General features: G+C 59.8%; 22 protein-coding genes, 1 tRNA gene and 2 pseudogenes. 12 read left to right on the forward strand and 13 right to left on the reverse strand.

All coding sequences use genetic code 11. The features are described from left to right. Positions 1 to 64: 64 nt before the first annotated feature. The 3 genes from efp to P353_RS16785 all read right to left on the reverse strand — a co-directional run bounded on the left by efp (position 65) and on the right by P353_RS16785 (position 2,854). A complete protein-coding gene (gene efp, locus P353_RS16775) occupies positions 65 to 619 on the reverse strand; it encodes an elongation factor P (RefSeq protein WP_003056627.1) in 555 nt (184 codons plus the stop codon). Positions 620 to 813: 194 nt separating this feature from the next. Further along, entirely contained in the window at positions 814 to 1,935 is a 1,122-nt protein-coding gene (earP, locus tag P353_RS16780; RefSeq protein ID WP_034371840.1) for an elongation factor P maturation arginine rhamnosyltransferase EarP, read from the reverse strand. A gap of 4 nt (positions 1,936 to 1,939) precedes the next feature. Beyond that, the gene (locus P353_RS16785; RefSeq protein WP_034371843.1) at positions 1,940 to 2,854 is read right to left on the reverse strand and encodes a LysR family transcriptional regulator; all 915 of its coding nucleotides are present in this window, start codon (positions 2,852 to 2,854) and stop codon (positions 1,940 to 1,942) included. A 164-nt stretch (positions 2,855 to 3,018) separates the two neighbouring features. Here P353_RS16785 and P353_RS16790 point away from each other — a divergent pair, with 164 nt between their 5' ends. The 7 genes from P353_RS16790 to P353_RS16820 all read left to right on the forward strand — a co-directional run bounded on the left by P353_RS16790 (position 3,019) and on the right by P353_RS16820 (position 9,943). Further along, entirely contained in the window at positions 3,019 to 4,251 is a 1,233-nt protein-coding gene (locus P353_RS16790) for a CaiB/BaiF CoA transferase family protein (protein ID WP_052084911.1), read from the forward strand. Further along, positions 4,248 to 5,240 carry a hydroxymethylglutaryl-CoA lyase gene (locus P353_RS16795; protein ID WP_113707729.1) on the forward strand — a complete coding sequence of 331 codons (993 nt, stop codon included), beginning with the start codon at positions 4,248 to 4,250 and terminating at the stop codon, positions 5,238 to 5,240. Before P353_RS16790 ends, P353_RS16795 begins: the two co-directional genes overlap by 4 nt. A 164-nt stretch (positions 5,241 to 5,404) precedes the next feature. After that, on the forward strand, positions 5,405 to 6,391 hold the full coding sequence (locus P353_RS16800; protein ID WP_034371849.1) for a Bug family tripartite tricarboxylate transporter substrate binding protein: 987 nt from the start codon (positions 5,405 to 5,407) through the stop codon (positions 6,389 to 6,391). Between the two features lie 205 nt (positions 6,392 to 6,596). After that, positions 6,597 to 8,549, forward strand: coding sequence for an excinuclease ABC subunit UvrC (gene uvrC / locus P353_RS16805; RefSeq protein ID WP_034371852.1), 1,953 nt, complete (start codon positions 6,597 to 6,599; stop codon positions 8,547 to 8,549). A gap of 60 nt (positions 8,550 to 8,609) precedes the next feature. Beyond that, the gene (gene pgsA, locus P353_RS16810; protein ID WP_003066269.1) at positions 8,610 to 9,173 is read left to right on the forward strand and encodes a CDP-diacylglycerol--glycerol-3-phosphate 3-phosphatidyltransferase; all 564 of its coding nucleotides are present in this window, start codon (positions 8,610 to 8,612) and stop codon (positions 9,171 to 9,173) included. A gap of 407 nt (positions 9,174 to 9,580) precedes the next feature. Continuing rightward, positions 9,581 to 9,853, forward strand: a complete 273-nt coding sequence (locus P353_RS16815; RefSeq protein WP_003056615.1) for an HU family DNA-binding protein — start codon at positions 9,581 to 9,583, stop codon at positions 9,851 to 9,853. A 14-nt stretch (positions 9,854 to 9,867) separates the two neighbouring features. Further along, positions 9,868 to 9,943 (forward strand) — tRNA-Val (locus P353_RS16820). A 57-nt stretch (positions 9,944 to 10,000) separates the two neighbouring features. Here P353_RS16820 and P353_RS16825 read toward each other — a convergent pair. The 4 genes from P353_RS16825 to P353_RS16840 form a co-directional block, all read right to left on the reverse strand. Next, entirely contained in the window at positions 10,001 to 10,939 is a 939-nt protein-coding gene (locus tag P353_RS16825) for a hypothetical protein (RefSeq protein ID WP_034371855.1), read from the reverse strand. Between the two features lie 55 nt (positions 10,940 to 10,994). Continuing rightward, positions 10,995 to 11,279, reverse strand: a complete 285-nt coding sequence (locus tag P353_RS16830; RefSeq protein WP_034371857.1) for a hypothetical protein — start codon at positions 11,277 to 11,279, stop codon at positions 10,995 to 10,997. A 743-nt stretch (positions 11,280 to 12,022) separates the two neighbouring features. Continuing rightward, on the reverse strand, positions 12,023 to 13,219 hold the full coding sequence (locus tag P353_RS16835; protein WP_113707730.1) for an amidohydrolase family protein: 1,197 nt from the start codon (positions 13,217 to 13,219) through the stop codon (positions 12,023 to 12,025). Positions 13,220 to 13,246: 27 nt separating this feature from the next. Further along, positions 13,247 to 14,227, reverse strand: a complete 981-nt coding sequence (locus P353_RS16840; protein ID WP_034371863.1) for a Bug family tripartite tricarboxylate transporter substrate binding protein — start codon at positions 14,225 to 14,227, stop codon at positions 13,247 to 13,249. Between the two features lie 341 nt (positions 14,228 to 14,568). Here P353_RS16840 and P353_RS16845 point away from each other — a divergent pair, with 341 nt between their 5' ends. The 4 genes from P353_RS16845 (at position 14,569) to P353_RS16860 (ending at position 16,963) form a co-directional block, all read left to right on the forward strand. Further along, complete coding sequence (locus tag P353_RS16845) at positions 14,569 to 15,321, forward strand: GntR family transcriptional regulator (RefSeq protein WP_034371866.1); 753 nt, start codon at positions 14,569 to 14,571, stop codon at positions 15,319 to 15,321. Between the two features lie 203 nt (positions 15,322 to 15,524). Beyond that, positions 15,525 to 15,731 (forward strand): hypothetical protein, encoded by a 207-nt coding sequence (locus P353_RS29965; RefSeq protein WP_230847623.1) that lies wholly within the window; start codon positions 15,525 to 15,527, stop codon positions 15,729 to 15,731. A gap of 109 nt (positions 15,732 to 15,840) precedes the next feature. Then, positions 15,841 to 16,476, forward strand: coding sequence for a hypothetical protein (locus tag P353_RS16855; RefSeq protein WP_034371869.1), 636 nt, complete (start codon positions 15,841 to 15,843; stop codon positions 16,474 to 16,476). 178 nt (positions 16,477 to 16,654) lie between these two features. Further along, positions 16,655 to 16,963, forward strand: coding sequence for a phage tail protein (locus P353_RS16860; protein ID WP_232776600.1), 309 nt, complete (start codon positions 16,655 to 16,657; stop codon positions 16,961 to 16,963). Here the strand turns inward: P353_RS16860 and P353_RS28330 are convergent. The 6 genes and pseudogenes from P353_RS28330 to P353_RS16890 form a co-directional block, all read right to left on the reverse strand. Then, positions 16,883 to 17,843, reverse strand: a pseudogene (locus tag P353_RS28330) (Mu transposase domain-containing protein); the annotation flags it as partial. The gene P353_RS16860 and the pseudogene P353_RS28330 overlap by 81 nt on opposite strands. Then, positions 17,840 to 18,090, reverse strand: a pseudogene (gene rpsP, locus P353_RS16870) (30S ribosomal protein S16); the annotation flags it as partial. The pseudogenes rpsP and P353_RS28330, both read right to left, overlap by 4 nt. After that, positions 18,023 to 18,937, reverse strand: coding sequence for an alpha/beta hydrolase (locus P353_RS28335; protein ID WP_080750593.1), 915 nt, complete (start codon positions 18,935 to 18,937; stop codon positions 18,023 to 18,025). The pseudogene rpsP and the gene P353_RS28335, both read right to left, overlap by 68 nt. A gap of 56 nt (positions 18,938 to 18,993) precedes the next feature. Next, positions 18,994 to 19,977, reverse strand: a complete 984-nt coding sequence (locus P353_RS16880) for a Bug family tripartite tricarboxylate transporter substrate binding protein (RefSeq protein WP_034371875.1) — start codon at positions 19,975 to 19,977, stop codon at positions 18,994 to 18,996. 54 nt (positions 19,978 to 20,031) lie between these two features. Then, complete coding sequence (locus P353_RS16885; RefSeq protein WP_034371878.1) at positions 20,032 to 20,412, reverse strand: RidA family protein; 381 nt, start codon at positions 20,410 to 20,412, stop codon at positions 20,032 to 20,034. Between the two features lie 11 nt (positions 20,413 to 20,423). After that, on the reverse strand, positions 20,424 to 21,470 hold the full coding sequence (locus P353_RS16890) for a porin (protein WP_034371881.1): 1,047 nt from the start codon (positions 21,468 to 21,470) through the stop codon (positions 20,424 to 20,426). A 71-nt stretch (positions 21,471 to 21,541) separates the two neighbouring features. Between P353_RS16890 and P353_RS16895 the strand changes: the two genes are divergently transcribed. Next, positions 21,542 to 22,297: a GntR family transcriptional regulator gene (locus tag P353_RS16895; RefSeq protein ID WP_157839623.1), complete on the forward strand. Its 756-nt coding sequence runs from the start codon at positions 21,542 to 21,544 to the stop codon at positions 22,295 to 22,297. Positions 22,298 to 22,723 lie beyond the last annotated feature (426 nt).

Raw genomic sequence — 22,723 nt, forward strand, 5'->3', positions numbered from 1 at the left:
TGAAAAAAGGCTTCTCGAAGGAAGCCTTTTTTCTGGGGGAGCAGCTGCGGCAGCCGCCGCCACATTACACGCGCTTGCGGTATTCGCCGGTGCGGGTGTCGATTTCGATCTTGTCTTCCTGGGACACGAACAGGGGCACGGCCACTTCGAAGCCGGTAGCGATCTTGGCGGGCTTCAGAACCTTGCCGGAGGTATCGCCCTTGACGGCGGGCTCGGTCCAGGTGATTTCGCGCACGATGGTGGTGGGCAGTTCGACGGAGATGGCCTTGCCGTCGTAGAACACCACTTCGGCAGTCATGCCGTCTTCCAGGTAGTTCAGTGCGTCAGCCATGTTTTCGGCTTCGACTTCGTACTGGTTGAACTCTTCGTCCATCCACACGTACATGGGGTCGGCGAAGTAGGAGTAGGTGCAATCCTTCTTGTCCAGGATCACGTTGTCGATCTTGTCGTCGGCCTTGAACACGTTTTCCGTGCCGAAGTTGCCGATCAGGCTCTTGAGCTTCATGCGCACGGTAGCAGCGCCACGGCCGCCACGAGCGTATTCGGTCTTCAGAACGATCATGGGGTCCTTGCCGAACATGATCACATTGCCTGCGCGGATTTCTTGAGCGATTTTCATGGCTTGCTTGCGTTTGAAAGGTTGGAGCCGCTCTACACGGCAGGCAAGCTGTTCGCAATGGTCGCTGGAGAAAGCAACGCATCAAAGGTGCGGCGGCGGGGCCTGCCGCATGTACCGCGGCGGGGCGCGACCCCGAAAGCAAGATCGCTCGGCATACCGGCTGCGACTGCCCTCAGAGAGGCAAAACGTGGATTTTAGCTTTTTTCGGCGACAAAAGCTTGAAGCTGCGCAATCAGTTCGGTTTGCTCCATCAATCTGGCGCGTGCAGCCCTGATGCAGCAGGCCCATTCGTCCAGCATTTGCCGGTCGAGCAAAGGCAATGCTTGCGGTGCGGTCATGCCATTCCAGGTGTGGTGAAAGCGCCTGAGGCTGTCCGGGGCCTGGAGCCAGTCGAGAAAGGCGTTCAGCTTGTCGTGGTGGGCGTTGTCATGCTGGGGGTAGATCTGCCAGACCATGGGCTGGCCGGCCCAGAGCGCACGGACCAGGGAGTCCTCGCCGCGCACCAGATTCAGGTCGCAGGCCCAGAGCATTTCGTCGAACCGGGCCTGAGGGCGGGCTTGCAGATAGACCGGCTGCATCTGCTGTGCTTCGGGCAGCGCCTGCACGGCAGTCGTGGCCCTTCCCGGGGTCACCAGCAGTCTTGCGTTGAGCGTCTGCTTGTCCGAGAGCTGCGCGAGCAACTGGGGCAGGGCGGCAGGCTCGTAGCAAAACAGCGAGACGGCGCATTCGTCATGCTGAATGCCTTCTGTGCGGCGCCATGAGTCGCGTTGGGCCACGAAGGCCTGCTGGCGCTGCGCCAGGTTCTGCTCGCGCACCAGCGATCCGGTTGCAGCCGTAAAGCCGGGGTAGAAGAACCAGCGTGTCAGCCCAGAGGCGGCTCCGCTCATGATGCGTGAGGGCAGGCGATGGCAGCGCTGCACATAGTCTTCGGCCGAGAGATATTCGAGGTTGATCCAGACCGGGGGCTTGCTCTTCGACGCCTTGTCGGCAATGGCGCTCACAAATGCTGCGGGAATCTCGCAGCCGAAGGCCTCGATGACCACATCGCCGATTGGCGCTGGGATGTCAGCAGCTTGCGCGGGCCAGGCATGCACGCTCAAGCCCGGCGGCCAGGGTTGAGGGGCCATCCATTGCAGGGCGCTGGCATCGTCCATCCACAAACGGACCAGCTGGCCGCGTGCGGCCAGCTCTGCGGCCGTGCGCCAGCACACGCCCACATCGCCAAAATTGTCTATGACCTGGCAGAAGATGTCCCAGCTCAGCGAAGGATGTTGTGGCGTGCCGGCGGATACGGGCAACGGTGCGAATTCGGGCATGGGTTCAGTCTTGATCGGTTGAGGCGCTCTGGCACAGGTGCTCGACCAGCAGTTGCGCGACGGGCGAGAGTGCGTCCTGGGAGCGTACGCAGAGCATGAGCTGGCGCTCGGCCCAGACTTCCTCCAGGCGGATGCAGCGCAAGGGCAGCGCGCCCATGTAGATATGGGCGCTGCCTTCGGGAAGAATGCCCACGCCCAGGCCGGCGGCCACCATCAGGCACAGGGCGTCATAGCCCGTCACTTTCATGCGCAGGCGCGGCTGCAGGCCCTGGTCGGCGGCAGAGCGGGTGATGAGATGGTTGAGCGCGCTGTCGGCATGCATGCCGATCAGATCATGTTCGAGGACTTGTTCCAGGCGCAGTCTGTGCTCGCTGGCCAGCGGATGGGATTGGGGCATGACAACGGCCAGCCGGTCCCTGCGATAGGGGCGCAGGCTGATCTTGCTGCCGTAGCTGCCGTTGTTGAGCAGGCCGATGTCGGCTTCGTTGTCGGCCACGGCACGCGCGATATCGGTGCTCACGCGCTCCTGCAGCCGCACGTCCACCAGCGGGTGCCGACTCAGAAAGCTTTGCAGCTGGGCGGGCAGAAACTGGGTGATGCTGGAAATATTGGCCATCACCCGCACATGACCGCGCAGGCCTTGCTCGCCGCCCTGGGCGTAGTCCTTCATCTGTGTGGCGATGCCGTCGAGCTCGTTGAGCACGCCGCGCGCCATGTTCAGCAGGGCGTAGGCGGCGGCCGTGGGCTGGCTGCCCCGGTTGCTGCGGGTGAACAGCTCAAGCTGCAGCTGATCCTCCAGCTCGGCCAGGCGGCGGCTGGCGGCCGAGGGGGCTATGTGCTCGCGTGCAGCGGCACGCGCGATGGCGTTTTCTTCCATCACGGCCACAAACAGGCGCAGGGTGATCGGGTCCAGTTTCATGAGGCATGCATTATCCCGCCTGGCTATGCCCAAATGCGATGGCAGCTTCGCATTTCAGCGTTTTGCAGGACTGCTCTTCATTGGCAAGATGATTGAAAAGCCGTTTTGCCTGGCATTGGTCAACGCAAAGCGGCACAGCAAGAGAGCAATCAAGAGACAAACGGATGACGACGATGAATATCCAAGACCCCGCCACGCAGACCGCCACGCCGCGCGCGCTGGAAGGGGTGAAAGTGGTGGAAATGGGCCAGCTGATTGCCGGCCCCTTCTGTGGCAAGACCCTGGGCGAGTTTGGTGCCGATGTCATCAAGATCGAGGCGCCCGGTGCGGGCGATCCGCTGCGCAACTGGCGCCTGATCAAGGAAGGCACCTCCGTCTGGTGGCAGGTGCAGTCGCGCAACAAGCGCTCGGTCGCTCTCGATCTGCGCCAGCAGGAGGCGCAGGCCGTGGCGCGTCAGCTGATTGCCGAAGCCGATGTGCTGGTCGAGAACTTCCGTCCCGGTACGCTGGAAGGCTGGGGCATGTCGCCCGAGGAGCTGCACGCCATCAACCCCGGTCTGGTGATCCTGCGCATTTCGGGCTATGGCCAGACCGGCCCCTATCGCGATCTGCCTGGCTTTGGCGTGATCGGCGAGGCCATGGGCGGGCTGCGCCACCTGACGGCCGAGCCGGGCCGGGTGCCGGTGCGCGTGGGCGTGTCGATCGGCGATACGCTGGCGGCCCTGCACGGCGTGATCGGCGTGATGATGGCTCTGTATCACCGCAAGGTGAACGGCGGCCCCGGTCAGGTGATCGATGTGGCCCTGCATGAGGCCGTGTTCAACATCATGGAAAGCCTGATCCCCGAGTACAGCGCCTTTGGCGCCGTGCGCGAGGCCGCCGGCAGTGCGCTGCCGGGCATTGCGCCCTCGAATGCCTACCCCTGCCAGGATGGCTGGGTGCTGGTGGCGGGCAATGGCGACTCCATCTTCAAGCGACTCATGGCGGCCATCGGCCGCCATGATCTGGCCGATGCGCCCGATCTGGCCGACAACGCGGGCCGCGTCCAGCGCGTGGCCGAGATCGATGCCGCGATTGGCGCCTGGACGCAGGCGCGCAGCGTGCAGGCGGTGATGGACGAGCTGGGCGCGGCACGCGTGCCGGCCGGCAAGGTCTACACGGCCAAGGATATTGCCGAGGATCCGCATTACCAGGCGCGCGAGATGATTCTGACCCAGCGCACCCGCGATGGTTTCGAGCTGCAGGTGCCCGGCGTGGTGCCCAAGCTTTCGCTGACGCCGGGCACGGTGCGCAGCAGCGCCCCCCATGTGGGCGACGACACCGATGCCGTGCTGGCTGAGATAGGTCTGAGCGCCGAGCAGATTGCGCAGTTGCGCGCCAAGGGGATTGTCCAATGATGGCCGCCGATCTCAACACCACGGTGTGGACGGGTGCGGGTCGCCGCATCCATATGAACGAAGTCGGCACGCGCGACGGTTTGCAGATGGAGCAGGCCTTTGTGCCCACCGAGGACAAGATCGCGCTGGTCAACGCGCTGTCCGAGGCGGGCCTGTCCAAGATCGAGGTCACGGCTTTTGTCTCGCCCAAGGCCATCCCGGCCCTGCGCGATGGCGAGATCGTGATGCGCGAGATCGCTCGCCGGCCGGGCACGGTCTACACGGCGCTGGTGCCCAATGTGCGCGGCGCGGAGCGTGCGATCGATGCGCAGACCGACGAACTCAATCTGGTGATGTCGGTCAGCGAGACGCACAACCTCTGCAATCTGCGCATGCAGCGCAGCCAGTCCTTCGAGGCGCTCAGGCTGGTGATCGCCACGGCGCAGCAGGCGGCAACGCCCGTCAACGTGTCGCTTTCCTGCTGCTTTGGCTGCCCCATGGAGGGCGATGTGGCCGAGGCCGAAGTGCTGGCCTGGGTGCAGCGCTTTGCCGATCTGGGCGTGCAGGGCATCACGTTGTGCGACACCACGGGCATGGCCTATCCCAACCAGGTGCATTCCATGGTCCAGGCCTTCAAGGCGCGCTGGCCGCAGCTGGGCCTGACCCTGCATTTCCACAATACGCGCGGCATGGCGCTGGCCAATGTGCTGGCCTCCATAGCTGCGGGTGCGGATCGCTTTGACGCCTCGATTGGTGGTCTGGGCGGCTGTCCCTATGCGCCAGGTGCCTCGGGCAATGCCTGCACGGAAGAGATCGTGCACGCGCTGCAGCTCATGGGCTACGACACCGGCACAGACCTGGCCCGCATCGTGGCGGCCGCTCGCAGCCTGCCGGCACTGATCGGCCACGAGACGCCCAGCCAGATCGTCAAGGCCGGCGCGCGCTGGGACCTGCACCAGCCGCCTGCGGATTTTGCCGAGATCAAGGAACGCGCCCAGGCCAGGGCCTGAGACGGTTTTCACCCCGCTGCATCGGCTCTTTCGGGGGAAGGAGCTGATGCGGTTTACAGCCCCACGGCTTGCGCAAATTCAGATCAGGCATGGTGTCTGGCCAATACAGATGCCCGCTGTCCACCCTTGTTTGCGCAAGTCCCCATTCCAATCAGGAGACAAACATGACTGTTCAACCTCAACGCCTTCATTTAATGCTTGCGACGGCCGCTGCCGCGGTCGGCCTTGCCAGCGCCCCGGCCATGGCCCAGGGCAGCTATCCCAGCAAAACCGTGCTGATGATCGTGCCCGCAGCCGCGGGTGGCACCACCGATCTGGCCGGCCGCATGGCCGCACAGGCGCTGGCGCCGGTGATCGGGCAATCGGTGGTGGTGGACAACAAGGGCGGCGGCAACGGCGCCATCGCCGCCAATCTGGTCAAGCGTGCCGATGCCGACGGCTACACGCTGCTGATGCAGTACTCCGGCTACCACGTCATCTCCCCGCATCTGACCAAGGCCAGAAGCTGGGAGCAAAGCGACTTTGCCCCCGTGGCCAATGTGCTGTCGGCGCCGCAGATCATCGTGGTGCGCTCCGAGCTGCCGGTGAAGACGCTGGCTGAGCTGGTGAGCTACACCAAGGCCAACCCCGGCAAGCTCAACTACGCCTCGTCGGGCAATGGCTCGCTGCAGCATGTGACGGGTGCCATGCTGGAGCAGCAGGCCGGCGTGAAGATGGTGCACGTGCCCTACAAGGGCACGGGCCCGGCGCTGCAGGACCTGCTGGGCGGTCAGGTGGACCTGACCTTCGGCACCGCGCCTCCCTTCATGCCCCATGTGCAAAGCGGAAAGCTGCGCGTGCTGGCCGTGACGGGCAAGCAGCGCCTGCCCAGCCTGCCCAATGTGCCCACCACGGCGGAAGCCGGCTACCCGGGCGTGAACGCCACGTCCTGGTTTGCCGTGTTTGCGCCCAAGGCCACGCCGCAGCCCGTGATCGACAAGCTGACGGCCGACATCAAAAAGGTGGTGGAGGACCCCGCCTTCAAGAAAAAGGCCGAAGAGCAGGGCGCCACGGCGGACTATATGAGCCCGCAGCAACTGGCGGCCATGGTCAAGACCGAATACGGCAACTGGGCGCAGGTGGTGAAGTCGTCCGGGATCGAAGCCGAGTAAGCTGCAGGGCGCAGGGATTGCCTCGAATCCCTTGGTCCTAAAAAAGGAGCTTCTATCGCTTGATTGGTAAGGATTTCAGATTGAAAACTATCTGAAATCCAATCTGATCAAGCGCTGGCAGCTCCTTTTATTGATGTGCAATACGCCGCCGGTCGTTTGCACCGCTTGCTGCAGGATTCGTCCACATGCGCAGACAATAGCACCCATGTCTTCCACGCATTCCGCCGAACTGCTGGCCCAGGTGGCCGCGCTGCCGCCATTGCCCGGCGTCTATCGCTATTTCGATGCTGCCGGTGTCCTGCTCTATGTGGGCAAGGCCATCAACCTCAAGCGCCGCGTCTCCAGCTACTTCCAGAAGGAGCATGGCGGCACGCGCATAGGCCATATGGTCAGCAAGATCGTGCGGCTGGAGACCACGGTGGTGCGCTCCGAAGCCGAAGCGCTGCTGCTGGAAAACAACCTCATCAAGACGCTGTACCCCAAGTACAACATCCTGTTCAGGGACGACAAAAGCTATCCCTATCTCAAGATCACCGGCGTGGCCCACCGAGACGGCAAGGAGGGCGAGCCTGCGTTTCAGGAGTTTCCGCGCATTGCCTACTACCGCGGCGCCGTGGACAAGAAGCACCGCTACTTCGGCCCCTATCCCAGTGCCTGGGCGGTCAAGGAAAGCATTCAGCTGCTGCAGAAAGTCTTCCGGCTGCGCACCTGCGAGGACACGGTGTTTGCCAACCGCAGCCGCCCCTGTCTGCTCTATCAGATCAAGCGCTGCACCGGCCCCTGCGTGGACCTGATATCGCCCGAGGCCTATGCGCTGGATGTGCGCAACGCCGAAGCCATGCTGCGCGGCGAAACCAGCGAGCTGCTGCAGCAGCTCGAAGCGCGCATGATGGCGCACTCCGACAAGCTGGAGTTCGAGCAGGCGGCCGAGGTGCGCAACCAGCTCACGGCCCTGTCGCGCGTGCTGCACCAGCAGGCGATCGAAACCACGGATGACAAGGATGTGGACATCCTGGCCGTGCGCGTGCAGGGCGGCCGTGCCTGCGTGAACCTGGCCATGGTGCGCGGCGGCCGCCACCTGGGCGACCGGCCTTACTTCCCGGTGAATCTGGGCGATGCCGCGTCGGTCTACTCCAGCGAGGAAGAGGTGGACGCCGCAGCCCAGGCGCGGCCCGTGGAGGAGCTGGTGCTGGAGGCCTTTATCGCCCAGCACTATGTCGGCGTGGCCGTGCCGCCCACGCTCATCGTCAGCCATCGCGTGGACAAGCGGCTGGTGGAGCTGCTGACCGAGCAGACCGGCGTGCGCATCACCGTGGTCCAGCAGCCGCGCGAGCAGCGCCGCATCTGGCTTGAGATGGCACAGAAAAATGCCGACATCCAGCTGGCCCGTCTGCTGGCCGAAGAAGGCTCGCAACAGGCGCGCACGCGTGCGCTGGCCGAGGCGCTGGACCTGCCGGTCGAGAATCTCGACGAGCTGACCATCGAATGCTTCGACATCTCGCACACCAGCGGCGAGAGCACCAAGGCGTCCTGCGTGGTGTTTCATCACCACAAGATGCAGAGCAGCGACTACCGCCGTTTCAATATCGAAGGCATCACCGGCGGCGACGACTATGCGGCCATGCGCCAGGTGCTCACGCGCCGCTACAAGCCCGTGGCCGAGGCGCAGCGCGAGGCGGGAGGCGCCGAGCTGAGTGGCAAGCAGCCGCATCTGCCCGATCTGGTGCTGGTCGACGGCGGCAAGGGCCAGGTCAGCATGGCGCGCGAAGTGTTCACGGAGCTGGGCCTTGATCTGTCGCGCATCGTGGGCGTGGAAAAAGGCGAGGGCCGCAAGGTCGGCCTGGAGGAGCTGGTGTTTGCCGATGGGCGCGACAAGGTCTACCTGGGCCATGACTCGGCGGCACTGATGCTGGTGGCGCAGATCCGCGACGAGGCGCACCGCTTTGCCATCACCGGCATGCGCGCGGCCCGCGCCAAGGTGCGCACTGGCAGCAGCAGCCTGGAAGACATTGCCGGCGTGGGGCCCAAGAAGCGGGCGCGATTGCTGCAGCGCTTTGGCGGCGTGCGCGGCGTGGCCGATGCCAGCGTGGACGACCTGATGACCGTGGAGGGCATTTCCGCAACGCTGGCCGAAGAAATCTACAAGGCACTGCATTGATGCAGGCTGCGCGAGCGCGAATCCACGCTGGCGCTGCGTGCTCGTGACACAATGACACCCATGTTCTTCACCATCCCTACTGTGCTGACCCTTACGCGGATCGTGGCGATTCCGCTCATCGTGGGGGTGTTTTACGCGCCGCTGGATCAGGCGACCCGCAATCTCATCGCCACTGTGATGTTCATTGTGTTTGCCGCCACCGACTGGTTTGACGGCTATCTGGCGCGCAAGCTCAATCAGACGTCGGCATTCGGTGCTTTTCTAGATCCCGTTGCCGACAAGTTTCTGGTCTGTGCATCGCTGCTGGTGCTGGTTCATCTGCAACGCGCCGATGTGTTCGTGGCGCTGATCATCATCGGACGCGAGATCGCAATCTCGGCACTGCGTGAATGGATGGCTCAGATCGGCGCCAGCAAGAGCGTGGCCGTGCACATGATCGGCAAGGCCAAGACCATGGCCCAGATGGTGGCCATCCCCTTTTTGCTCTATGACGGAGTGGCGTTTGGAGTGATCGATACCGGTGTCTGGGGACAGTGGCTGATCTGGATTGCAGCGGTGCTGACCGTCTGGTCCATGGTCTACTACCTGCAAAAGGCATTGCCCGAAATTCGTGCCAGGCTCTGAAATCCGAAGTGGACCTCTCTGAAAGCGCTTGTTCATCAAGCGCTTTTTGCTGTCTGGTGGGCTGTTTTCGACGCGGCAAAAAGACTTTGCGGCGGCGCCTCGCACGACATGATCGGACTGCAGATTTTGTCAATTGTTGTCAATCGGTGAAGCCGACACGGAAGAAGCTTGAAAAAAGGCGCTGTGGATGGCCGAACCCGCTCAAAAACCGCATAGAATCTGGTTCTGTCGCTGGAATGCGCAGCGCGAGTTGGCGTCAAAAATGTCAGCGGCTTCAGGTAAAAATGGGCTTGCCCATACGCAAAAACTGATAGGCTGGCTTCCGTCTTCATCGCGACTGGTTTCTTGTTACGCAAGACTTGCGTTTGCAGAGACATTCCATTCACTTATTTCTCGAGAGGCATCTTGTGAATAAAACCGAACTGATTGAGCACATCGCTAACAACGCCGATATTTCCAAGGCCGCAGCTGCGCGTGCACTGGACTCCACGATCGACGCAGTGAAGAAAACACTGAAAAAAGGTGGTACAGTATCGCTTGTTGGTTTTGGCACATTTGCTGTTGGCAAGCGTGCAGCTCGCACCGGTCGTAATCCCCGTACCGGCGATTCCATCAAGATCAAAGCGGCCAAGGTGCCTAAATTCCGTCCGGGCAAAGCATTGAAAGATGCTCTGAACTGACAGCCAGTTTCAGTGGGTCCTTAGCTCAGTTGGTAGAGCGGCTCCTTTACACGGAGTAGGTCGGCGGTTCGAGACCGTCAGGACCCACCACTAAAACTAAAGAAATCAAGGGCTTAGAGCAATCTAAGCCCTTTTTCTTTGTCCTCTCTACCAGCCCAAATAGCCGCCACAGGCCGCCTCTACCAACTGAAAATCGTTGTCTGCCAACTCTGCAGGGATTAGTATGGCGCTCCCTTTCGGGAGGCTACATGGCATCCAGCAGAGCGCTGTCACTCCGCGCGTCCGCCTGCGCGGGAAGTGTCCGGTAGCAGTAGCCAGCAGGGCGCGCACTGTGGAGGCGTAAAAGACGCCGTACTCGCCGTTGGTCAACGTGTTGAGGCTGAAAACGCTCGGCGTGTCGCCATCGGCAAAGACTCTCAGCACTGCATCAGGCTCAGGCAGCACCACTGGCGCGGCAGTTTTAATTTGGTGTAATTCCACCGAGTTGGCTGCCGGGGTGGCGGCAAGCGCGGCGCGGGGCTGCCATGCCAGGGATGCGGCAGCCGTGTTTGAGTGGATATAGCCATCGCAGTCTGAGCCGGTACTCATATCCCCAGATTTCGCCCACGCCTCAAACGCGGCGCGCTCATCAGGCACTGCCACGGCGGCTGCTGCTGCCAGCTTGGCGCGAATTGGAACAAGCCTATTAATCGCTTCTGCACGCGCTTCGCCAGTTAGAGCCTGTGCGGGCATTGCCACGGCTGCGGACGCTGCCTGGGGTTGTGTGCGATAGAACTCCAGCGTTTCGGCTTCGCTTGAAAAGTGCAGCGTCACCTTGGAGTCGCCTGTGTGGACCATGAATGTGGGGAGAACCGCCTGCGCAGGAGCTGGCTCCTGAATCTGGTGCAGGCACTGGCCAATTTCTCGATCATATGCCGGCAGGGCTGATGCCAGACGGCGGACTGCATGGGCGCTGCATCCCGCGCCTTCGGCTGTGCTGCAATTGCCGCGATTGCGCTCATCGTTCTCCAAGCCTTCAAGAATGGATGCTCCTTGCTCGACCGGGGCTGCGCCGTCGGTCAGCTTGATGACGTTCTTGTCTTGCATTTAGGTGGCTCCCAGAATGAGAAAAGCCCGCGGCGGCGGGCTGGGGTGCTGGAGGTCAGGACATGCAACTCATGCCTGCTTTGATGAAGACGCGCGCCTGTTCCGCGTTGATGGCATTGCCGTGGGCGCGCAGGCGTCCCACTCTGGAGTTAGCCCCATGAGCCAGCGGGAATGTGCCGGGTTCAACTGGCCGCCACTTTCCATCTCGGCATAGGAGCCAGTCAACAGCTGACCAGAGGCCGTTGGTCGGGCCGGGCAATCGGGGATCCATGCAGGCCACCTGCATTCCAAGATCGGTAATCGTTGCCACCTTGCGCCCCATGTCCAGCTTGCGTTGCATGTGCGCCTCCGGTGTGCCGCCCGCTTGATTCGCTGTGGGTGTTGCCCATCCTGCTAGATTCTCCGCATGGTTCAGCGTGATGTTGGGTATCGTTGACTCGATCGACGGGCAGCGAAGGGCATCCGTGCTGGTTGCCGTTGGCCAGCCTGCAAACTGTGCTAACTGCATATTCCGGTTGAGCTGACCGCCTGTGCCGGTTGCGGCTGACCAGTCCGCTGGTCGTGACCGACTGCGTTCGGCCAGAAGCAGTCGGCGACGGCAAAGCAAAGCGGACGTTCCACACAAAGGTGATCGACGCCTTACAGCAACGTGTCCGAGTCGACCGATCTGTTATGCGGCATCTGCGACGCGCTCACGGTCTCGCGTTCCTGATTTGCAGGAAACCATCCCTTCATCTGCAAAAGTGCCTGTCACCTTGGTTCTGCTTCCACGTATGGACGCACAGGCAACAGCCCCGTTGCTGGGGGCTCCACCAAGGTGCAGTGTGGAAAGGCAGCGCACATGTAATCGACAAAGGCGGCCACTTTAGTGCTGACCAGCCAGCGCGAGACGTGAAGCACCCGCAGTTCGATCGGGCGATTGTCCATGCGCTGCAAGCCTTGGTAACACGGCACCGGAGAGGGCTTCAACGGCGCGTGATCCATGAGGGGGTGTCAATTCGAGCGTTCGCTACGCTTCACAGCTTGCTGTTTGAATGCACGAGCCACAGAATTCGTCAGTGGGTGCTGGGCTTCTTGTTGCGCTTACTCCAGCAGCAATTTGCCCTCGCGAGCAACGATCTGGCCGTTGGCGATGACCAGTGAGCGAACCGGGCGGGCGACCACGGCGTGGGCGGGAGTTTGAGCAGGCACCAGCACCAGATCGGCTCGGCGTCCGGGTGTAAGGCCATAGTCGGCAAAGCCACAGACTTCGGCACCTGTGTGGGTGACGCAGTGCAGGGCCTGCTCCACTTCGTCGTCGCGGCGCAAGTTGTAGCGCATGCCGATGAACATGGCGCGTTCCAGCATGTCTGGGCGGCCATAGGGCGACCAGGTATCGCGGATGCCGTCGTTGCCACCAGCCATCAGCACGCCAGCGCGCTGGCAAGCGCCCAGTGGAGGCACGATGCGCGAAGGCGGCGCACTGGTGACCAGCGAGACTCCCAGCTTGGCCATGCGTGCCAGCAGCGCGCTGCACTGGGCATCGCTCACATCGCCCAGGCAGAAACCGTGGCTGATAACCACCTTGTTTTGCAGGCCGTGGGCTTCGGTGCGGTCCAAAATCAGCTTGAGCGAGAAGGCTCCCATGTCACCGGGTTCGTGCAGGTGGATGTCGAGCGGCTTGTTGTGGCGCTCGGCGATCTCGAACAGCACGTTCAGCGACTGAGCCGGGTCCAGGTCGATGGCACAGGGATCCAGACCGCCCAGCACGTCGGCCCCCATGGCCAGGGATTCATCTAGCAACTGTGCCGTGCCTTTGCGCTGCAGCAGGCCCGATTGTGGGAAAGCCACCACCTGAATATCTTGCCAGGGCGCCATGTCCGCGCGGGTCTGCAGCAGACCAGCCACATGCTTGGTGCCAATTTCCGTATCCACGTCGGCGTGACTGCGGATGCGCGTGGTGCCCGACGCGAGAAACTCGCGAGCCATGCGCAGCGACTGGCTCGCACTGTCGTGCTGGGCCTGGGCACGGTAGGCTCGCTCGTTGTTGATCTTGTCGACCAACTGGTTGCCCACCTCGTTGACGTACCAGTCTTGGCCCCAGAGCGTCTTGTCCAGGTGGGTGTGGGCTTCGACAAGGCCGGGCAGTAGCAACTGACCCAGGCCATCGATGTGCTCAGTACCCTCGGGTGTATTCAGAGAGGTGCCCATGGCCGCGATACGGCCTTGCTCGATTAACAGGTCGCAGGCTGGTTGGCCCATGGGGCGAACGTTCTGCAGTAAGAGGCTGGAAGTGCTCACGTTGAATGTTTCCTGTAGCGATGGAGCCTATCGCACGGCGCCGATTTCGGGCGTTGCGATCTGGCGCATCTTCTGGGCGTCTGTCAGGATCAGCTTGGCGAAATCAGCGGGCGTACCGCCCGATTGGCCAATGCATGCCTGGTCGAGCATTTTGATGACTTGGGGTTCGCGCATCACTGCATTGATCTCGGTGTTCAGACGTGTCACCACAGTGTCCGCTACACCCTTGGGGGCGAAGATGCCGGTCCATACGCCGAAGTCATAGTTGGGCAGGGCCTTGCTCGCCGACATGGCGGGGATGCCATTCAGGACTTCGCAGTTGGTCTTCGAGGTGGTGCCCAATGGCTTGACCTTGCCCTCTTTGAGGAAACCCAGCACCGAAGGCACCATGAAGTAGCCGTAATCCACATTGCCGCCGATGATGTCGGTCAGCATGGGTACGGCGCCCTTGTAGGGGACGTGCTGTATCGACACCTTGGCCTGCTGGTTCAGCATTTCACCGGCAATGTGCAAGGCCGTGCCAATGCCGGAGGACGCGAAGGTGTCAGCACCAGCCTGGGTCTTGACGCGCGCGAGCATGGCCTCGACCGAGGTGACTGGCACCTTGGGACCGGCGACCAGCACCATGGGCATGACACCTACCAGCGTGACCGGGCGCAGGTCCTTGGTGCCATCGTAGGCAATGGCATTGTTGAAGTGGCGGGCCAGCACGATTTCGCTGTTGGACGCCAGAATGATGGTGTTGCCGTCTGGTTTGGCACGCACCACACGCTGGGTGGCGATGGTGCCGCCAGCGCCGGCCACGTTGTCCACAATCACCGGCACGCCCAGGCGGCGGGACAGCGGCTCGGCGATCGTGCGCGCCAGAGTGTCGGCCGAGCCACCGGCGGTGAAACCCACCACCAGGGAGATGGGGCGGTCAGGCCATGCGGCGTGGGCGAAGACAGATGTGCCAGCTAGCGACAAGGCCGCCAGGGCTTTGAGAGGAAAAGCGGGAAATTGCGCCATGGATAACTTTCTAGAGAACAGAAAAATGCCTCAGGCCGACAAGTGCCTGGCAGGCGACGAAGAACGTTCGCTGATGAGAGCGACGACGATGAAAACCAGCGTGTTAAAGGCCTGGAAAACTCGGCAATAAGCAGGTTTCACGACATGTTTCTCTTACTTCCATGGGACAAATATTATGGTTAACCAAATTCTATATTTTGGTTAACCAAAATTTCAGATCTGGCAAATATTTATGCAGATATCGCGCGTAAACCCTGATATCTAGTGGTGACTGGCCGCCTAACTTGGATGTAGGGTGCCCGTGCCGCTAAGATTTCACGCTTGTTGTCTTTGTGTTGTCCATGTCCGCTTCTTCCCGCCGCCTTGCCCCTAATGTCCCCAGCGAAGAGCCTGTAGCCGACGGCACAGGCAGCGTGGACGAGCGCGTCTATGAGGCAATCTCGCGGGCGCTGCTGAGCGGCAAGCTACGGCCCGGCACGCCTTTGCGTGAGCGGGCGCTTGCCGAGGCGCTGGACTGCACCCGTGGTGCCGTACGCAAGGTGTTCAGCCGCTTAGGGACTGAAAAGCGGCTGATCCTGGAGCACAACCGTGGCGCCTTTGTGCCCAACCCGACGGTCGAGGAAATGCGCAGCATCTACCGTGCGCGGCGCATTGTCGAGGCAGGTCTGGTCACCAGCCTGTGCGGCCAGTTGAGCAGCGCGCAGATAGAAGTACTGCAGCGCCATGTGCAGGCGGAACAGCAGGCGCTGGAGGAAGGGCGCCGAGCAGACTCTATCCGGCTGGCCGGTGAGTTCCATCTGGTGCTGGCGCAAATGGCGGACAGCGATGAGTTGCTGTCATACATACAGCGTTTGGTGGCCACTACTGAGTTGTACAAAGCCTTATTCGACAGCGTGGCTGCGACCGCATGTGCCCCCCGTGAGCATCAGGAGATCATCAACGCCTTGCAGGGTGGAGCACTCGATAAAGCGTTGGCCGTGGCCATGACCCACCTGGATGAGCTGGAGCAGCGGGTGATCGATGGTGCGAAGGTCGAGCGCAAGGTTGATCTGGTGACCTTGCTGGCGGGCAGTTCAAGCACATCTGGGTGCTAGCAGCCAAAACTTGATGGAGGCTCTCAGCCTGGACCGTCCGCTCGCGGCGACGCGCCGCGGGCGAATGCTTCTGGCCGAACACAGTCGGTCACGACCAGCAGCCTGGTCAGCCGCAGCCGGCACAGGCGGTCAGTTCAACCGGAATACGCACTAACCCGAACTGCTACGGAACGGCAGCGCCGGCCAATGCGCCAACGCCCTATGTGATCTGGCAGCGCTTCGGTGGAGAAGGTCGCGAGTACTTGGACAATGAGGACTCACAAGTCGAAACCGTCCAGGTTCAGATTCAGGTTCAGGTGCAGATCTTCAGCACCGGCATCATGGCGCCAAAAACGCTGATGCCTCTGCTGATCAGTGCTCTGCGTCAACCCCGATTCGACGATCCGCCCGTCAGGCCGCTGGCGCGATGATTGCGATCACGACATGTGCCTGTTTGTTGCGGATCAGGATATTGAAGTGAGCTTTGGCTAACACTTTGTTGCATGGATTAATATTGAGTTTTTTAGACTGAGGGGCGTCATGTATCGTGTTTTGGCCGTATTGGTTGCCGTAGCTTTAGCTGGTTGCGCCGGAAAGGTTGATTATTTTAAGCCTGGTGCGGTGATGACAACCTCTGGAAATTCCAAGACTCTCAATAAATCAAAAGATGATGTATGGAAAACTGCGGTTCCAGAGCTCGGTAAGCAATTTTTTGTAATCAACAATATAGATAAAGACTCTGGGTTGATTAACATTTCTTATTCTGGTGATCCTGAGAAGTATGTTGATTGTGGGCGCGTTGTATCTTTTGTGAAGAATTCTCATGGAGAGAGGATCTATGATTTCGCTGGTTCTAAAGCAAGTCAGCAGTACGAGATCATGGTTTCACCACATCTGTTTAATATTTCCCGTCAAATGAATCTCGATGGCCGGATGAATTTGGTTTTCGAGGAGGTTGAACAAGGTAAAACACGAGTTAGCGCCAATACGCGATATGTAGTGGAGCGAAAATTTGTAGTTGTCCCTATATCAAACGGCATCCCGCAATCCATGGCTGACAGCGTATCTTTTAACACTGGCACGAGGGGGGCTTTCCAATTGACCAGGGACGGGCAAGGCACTGAGTGCATCGCCACGGGAACTCTCGAGCAGGAAGTTTTATCTTTGATTAAATAAACTGCTCTATTAATTTTCCAAACAAACCGCCGCCAGGCGGTTTTCTTTTGCCCGCCATGAGAAACCTGGCGGGTTTTTCTCTGCCTGAAAGGGCACAACCATGCGCAAAGTTCCTCTGCCCGATGGGGCAAAACTCTATCTGTACACCGCAGCTCTCACCGCCCTGGCTGCTGGCGCTATGTCCAATGCCGCGCATGCGGTGGTGACAGTGGTCAATGATTTGCAGGCTAAGGCTGTAGTCGTCATCACCAGCGAGGACTACCCGGAGCTGGAGAGGCGCGTGGCCCGCGTGAAGTCCGCGACGCTCGACAGCGTGACGCTGGACGGTGTTGATACCAGCGATCTCACAAAATTTCCGGAGGGTGGTGAGGTATCGCGGATCCCTTTGGTTGCCGACAAATGGCAGCGCTTGGCGCACCTGTCGGAGTTGGTCGTAGCGCACGACGTTGGCTTGGGGTTCAACAAGCAGAGCCAGGGCTTGTGGTGAGTGGATGGGCTCAGGCTGCGGCGCACCGTCAATCAGACGGTGCAAGACATTGATGATGCGGGTCTTGCGGGGTTCGCCATCCTCCAGTGCCAACTCGACAGCGACCAGGACGGCTTGCTCATAGTGTTGCAACACCAAGGCAAGAACTTCCACCATCTCGCGATCGCCGCCAGGTTGCGTCAGGAGCATAGCTTGCAGTCGTTTGAACGTGTCTGGCAACTCGGAAAACGGCGCACCGTTGCGCAATGCGCCGGGCTTGCGCTGCAATACGGCCAAGTAATGACGCCAGTCATAGACCATACGCCCAGAGCCTTGGTGATTGCGCTCAATGATGCGCGGGTGTTCACAGACGAACTGGCCTTCGGCCACGACGACCAGGCGGTCGGCATAAACCTGCAAGCACACGGGCCGGTTGGCATAAGAGGTCGGCACGCTGTAGCGATTGCACTCAAAGTGAACCAGGCCGGTGGGAGAGACTCGTTTGGCATGCTCGATAAAGCCGTCAAATGGCCGAGGCATGGGCATCGAACAGCATCTCATGGGTTTGCAGGGGATAGGCCCGCAGATAGAAGGCTCGGCTGTGGCTGAGCTTGAAGTGAGCCACTTGTAGCTTGGTGCGCACACCCGCAATGACAGCCTAATCCTCGCTCCAATCAAATTGGAAGGCTTCTCCAGCGCCGAAGACCAGGGGAACAAAAACGCCTCGCCCTGATGTCTGCTCAGTCGCATGACATTGAGCCTTCCATACTCTGATAAAGGCAGCAACTCGGTTGTAGGAGCCGGTATAGCCCAACGCCTGCAAGTCGAGAAACATCTGCTTGATCGTGCGCCGCTGCTGGCGAGAGCGATTGGCTTCTGTATGCAGCCAGTCTGACAGCTTGCGACAATCTTGGCAGCTTTCTTGACCAGGCGCTCAACCGTGTCGGAAGTTTGCGCACCAACGCTCTTCCAGTAGCTCACGCGATCCAGGGCAACGCGCAGGCCTTCTTCGGCACCACGGGCGCTGGGGTTGAGAAGCCCATGCGCTCGATGAAAGCGCCGTCGTGACGCACGCGCTCGTCAGCAGCAACGATTTTGTAGAACGGACGATCCTTGGAGCCGCCGCGGGAGAGCTGAATAACTGCCAGCCAAACGAGCAAGTCGCTCGTACCATGGAGCTTGGCTGTCACGCAAGCTAAGGTGTGTGGCAAAGTGATCAAGGTCAGGCTCACAATGCAACTGGATTTCTGCTGGTTGCAACGCAAGCATGGCTGCCATACGCTGGTTAGATAGGCGTACACGAGCAGTATCGTGCTCGCCATAGCTGAGCAGCACTGGCAAGGTGTTGCCAGCTCCCCAACTCAAAGGGCTCATTGGTGCGTCGTCAAGTGGCTCGCGCAGCACCTTGGCGTAAACGGCTTCTTCTAGGCTTCCTGGAGCCGGATCTGGATGGTGCAAATCCAAAATACCGCTGATAGGCAGGCAAGCACGAATGGAATCATTGGGAATGCCGGCCTCGGCACGACGCAAGGCAGTCAGTAGGGCCAGATGACCGCCCGCGGAGTGCCCGGCGAGATAAATGTGTGATGGGTCGGCACCGAATTGCGCGGCATGTTCATAAAAATGATGCAGGCTCGCCAAGCAGTCATCGTAGGCCGCTGGAAAACGGTGCTGGGGTGCTAGCCTGTAGTTTGGCGTAACCAGGTGCATACCAAGTCGTGCTACAGGTTCGGCCATAAAGGCACACCACTCCTTGTAGCCATGGGTCCAGCCGCCACCATGCAGAAAGATCAGGGTTGGCTGCTGGCGAGACTGAGGGTCACCAAAAACGTCATAGTTTTGCGCAGGATCTGCGCCATAGGCCACATTACGCGCCAGAATCAGAGATTCAGGAGTCTGCTGGGCCCAGCCCAAGGCTGTATTGGCATAGTCCATTGCCGCCTGCATGGGCAGTGGCTGCTGTGGATCAAGCGCGTTGATATCTATTGAGGTCATTGAGCTCACGACGTTGCCGAGTTCCGATATGTAAATGTGTTCACTGATTGCCGATATCAGTCGGCACGAATATTGAACTCCTTGACGAGCTTGCTGTATTTTTCGTAATCGCTTTGTGCCAATGCCTGCATCTGTGCCGGCGTACCACCTTTGGCCTGTATCGACATCGTGGTCATGCGTTCAACCACCTCAGGCATCTTTAGAATTTCGTTGCAATGCTTGTTGATTGTCTCGACCACGTCGGCTGGCATATTCTTCGGGCCGAACAAAGCCTGCCAAGCTCCAACTTGAGCGCTGGGGTAATCCAGTTCAGCAAGAGTTGGCACCTGGGGGAGGAAGGGCGAGCGCACAGCATCAGCGACAGCCAGGGCCTTGAGGCTGCCGGCTTTTAGGTGTTGCTCCATAGGCCCCAGAGTGGAATACATGAGAGGCACATGCTTGCCAACAAGATCAGCAATAGCAGGCGCGCTGCCACGATAAGGGATCTGTTGGAATTTGGTGCCAGCCGCTTTGTCGAACAGCTCAGCCAAGATATGCATAGGCGTACCCGAACCTGGGCTCGCATAAGTTTGCAGCTTGCCGGCTTTGTTGCTGGAAATCAGTTCCTTGATGCTGTTCACACCAGTAGATTTCTCCACCACCACGAACAGCGACTGGCTGGCCAGTTGAGTTATCGGGGTGAGGTCTTGCGCTGGATTGATCTTGGCGGCAGAGGTCTGCAATACGTGCGGCGTGATCGCAATGGTATTTGGCGCCAGTAGCAAGGTGTGGCCATCAGGCTGCGAGCGAGCCACGAAGGTTGTGCCGATCACGCCAGAGCCACCGGTGCGGTTTTCGACTATCACCGGCTGGCCTAGGCGTGGGGTGAGTTTCTCTGCCAGTATGCGGGCCAGCACATCGGTGTCGCCGCCAGCGGGAAAGGCTACAACGATGGTGATCGGCTTGGCAGAAAAACCGGCTGCCTGAGCAAGTCCGCTAAGGGCCATGCCCGCCAGCAAAGTGGTGACGGCTCTGCGGCTACGTGAAACAAGATGGGTCATGATCGCTCCGGGAATAAAGGGTGTAAAGGAGGCTGTAAAAATCGAAAGTCGATCTCAATGGTTCAAACTCACGTAGGCAACCAACTCGATGCGCATGCCCGGCACGACCAGAGCCTGAACTGCAACGCTGGCACGGTTGGGATATGGGGATTGAAAGAATTCCCGGTAGACCTGATCAATGGCAGCCATGTCATGGACATCCGTCATGTAGATCAGCACCTGGGCAACATCACCCAGGCTGGCACCAGCGGCGCACACTGCGCGTTCTAGGTTTTGAAGCGTAATTCGCGCCTGCTGCTCTATGGTGCCGGTGCATACCGTTCCATCGTTTTGGACAGGACCATGAGCAGTGAACAGCAGGGCTCCATGGGCTTTGACAGCCCAGGAAAAGGGCTGATTCAGTGCCGGTATTCCAGTTTCAACAACGTCTTTCATGGGAAGCCTTCTTAGAACGCGTGCCGCATGCCGATGTTGAAGGCTCGTGAACCACTACCTTGCTCAGTGGAGTTCCCTACCCGGTAAAAGCCTGCCTTGTTGCCTGCTTGTGCATTGTTGTGGATCCGCGCAATGGCTGTGTACAGGCTGGTGCGCTTGGACAGGTTGTAGACATAGCCGATAGCGAGTTGGTTGGCATCGTAATTTGCGGCTGTCCTGTCGTCCTTGCGGATGTACGAGGCCAGAAATTTGCCGGGGCCATATGGAACAGAAAGACCGAGCAGTAGATCGCGTGAATCGGGATTGAGCAGACCGAAGACTGCCGAGCCCTTGTTCACCACGTAGTTGAGGTGGGCTGTGGCAAAGCCCATGTCGTACTTGGCACCCAGAAAGGTGAGCTTCCCTACCGCGCCGGCTCCACTTTGAACATTGTGGTAGCCGAGCTTTACATAGGCTGGGCCGGAAACATAGCCAACAGCGCCACCAAACTGGCGGTTGAAGTGCGCATTCTCGGGAGACTCGCCAAAACCATAGACCAGGTCCAGTGTGTAGCCGCTCTGGGCGTTGAAGCTGTAGCGCACGGTGTTATCCATGCGGTTATTACCACCGGCGCCGCCTGCGCTGATGAGATTGGCGGAATCGCCGGCCATCCCAGTCACGAACGGGTCGGTCTCGACTTGGACCAACGCTACGGGCGTGTATTGGCGACCTAGCGCCAAGGTGCCGAATTGGCCTCGCAGACCCACCGTAGACTGGCGGCCGAAACCCAAACCGCCTTGAGCCAGCCCACCGGTATCGGAAAGCAAACCCATTTCCAAATTGAAGAATGCAGACAGGCCTCCACCCAGATCTTCAACGCCTTTGAAGCCCAATCGTGAACCAGTAGACACGCCCCCCGTCATCTTGCTGACACTAGCTCCGTTGACTCCACCGCTTTCATGCACATAAGCCATGTCCATCACGCCATAAACAGTGACGGAGCCTTGGGCCCAGGCCGGCACAAACGCCATCGACATGACGGCTGCGCTAGCACTGAGAAAATGACAGGTCTTGGACATTTGCTTAGGCCTTGTAGTGAGACAATGAGGCAGCATGGATTTCATGAAAAAAGTTGATTTCATGAAATGTATTGAATTTCATAAAATTTAATGTGGGCGTAAGTTCTACTACTCCTATGCAAAACAGTGTGATAAATGAAGATCCGTCTGGGGCTAGCTCGCGCACCGAGCTTGCATATCAGGTGCTGCGCACAGAGATACTGAGAGGTGAGCTAGAGCCAGGGCAGCGATTGCGTGCGGCTGATTTAGAAGCTCGCTTTAGCCTGGGATTGACCCCGATCCGAGAGGCACTGATGCGTCTCGGAACAGAGGATTTGGTCATTGCCGAGTCCAACCGAGGAGCCAGAGTCAAGGGCGTGTCGCAAGCCGAATTTGCTGACCTAATGAAGAGCCGAAGAGACATAGAGCGCATCTGTCTACACAACTCCGTGATTGCCGGCGATGCTCATTGGGAGGCCGAGTTAATCGCATCCATGCACATGCTATCCAGAGCGCCGCTGCCAGGTGCCGCAACGGAGTCAATCGCATCGGAGACCTCTTCAGAATGGGAGGTGCGTCATCGCCGCTTCCACACAGCCTTGGTCAGCGCTTGTGGCTCATCTTGGATGCTACGATTTTGGAATCAATTGGTTGATCATTCCGAGCGATATCGGAAACTGCGTTTCAGCACGCCACTCATTCCCCGCAATGTGGAGGCCGAGCATCAAGAGCTGCTCGAAATGGCCTTGAAGCGTGACGCTGCCGGCTGCGTCGATTTGATGGACAAGCACCTGCGAAGCACGGAAAAGGCGGTTCAGCACATGCTTTCGCAATGGAGCGGGTCTTAAACAAGGCTCGCATGAATAAAAACGGGCCCTGCCAGACAAGCCAGCGGGACCCGTTTAGGAGCCTCAACCTGAATTAGGCCGCAACCTTCTTCGCAGCTTCGTTGACCAGGCGTTCAACCGTCTTGGAAGTCTGCGCACCGAAGCTCTTCCAGTAGGTCTGTTGCGCCTTGTTGGCTGGACTTACGGTCCAGCAAAAGTAACTGCAACTGCTAGTCAAAGACTCATCCTGGAAGGTAGATATGACTGTTTCTTAGCTACGAGTTCGAGAGCTTCTTCCTTCCGACAGGGAGCCATTTCGCGAAATGCAACAAGACCAAGAAGTCGCTCGATTTGTGGATTGGTTGCCACGCACTCTCGTGCAGGCAGAGACAGTGTTCCTGACAGCGGTTGCGCAACAAGTAGCGCCGCATCGAACTCAATTTTTTC

This window comes from Comamonas testosteroni, from assembly GCF_000761245.1.
In the GTDB taxonomy this organism is placed as follows: domain Bacteria; phylum Pseudomonadota; class Gammaproteobacteria; order Burkholderiales; family Burkholderiaceae_C; genus Comamonas; species Comamonas testosteroni_C.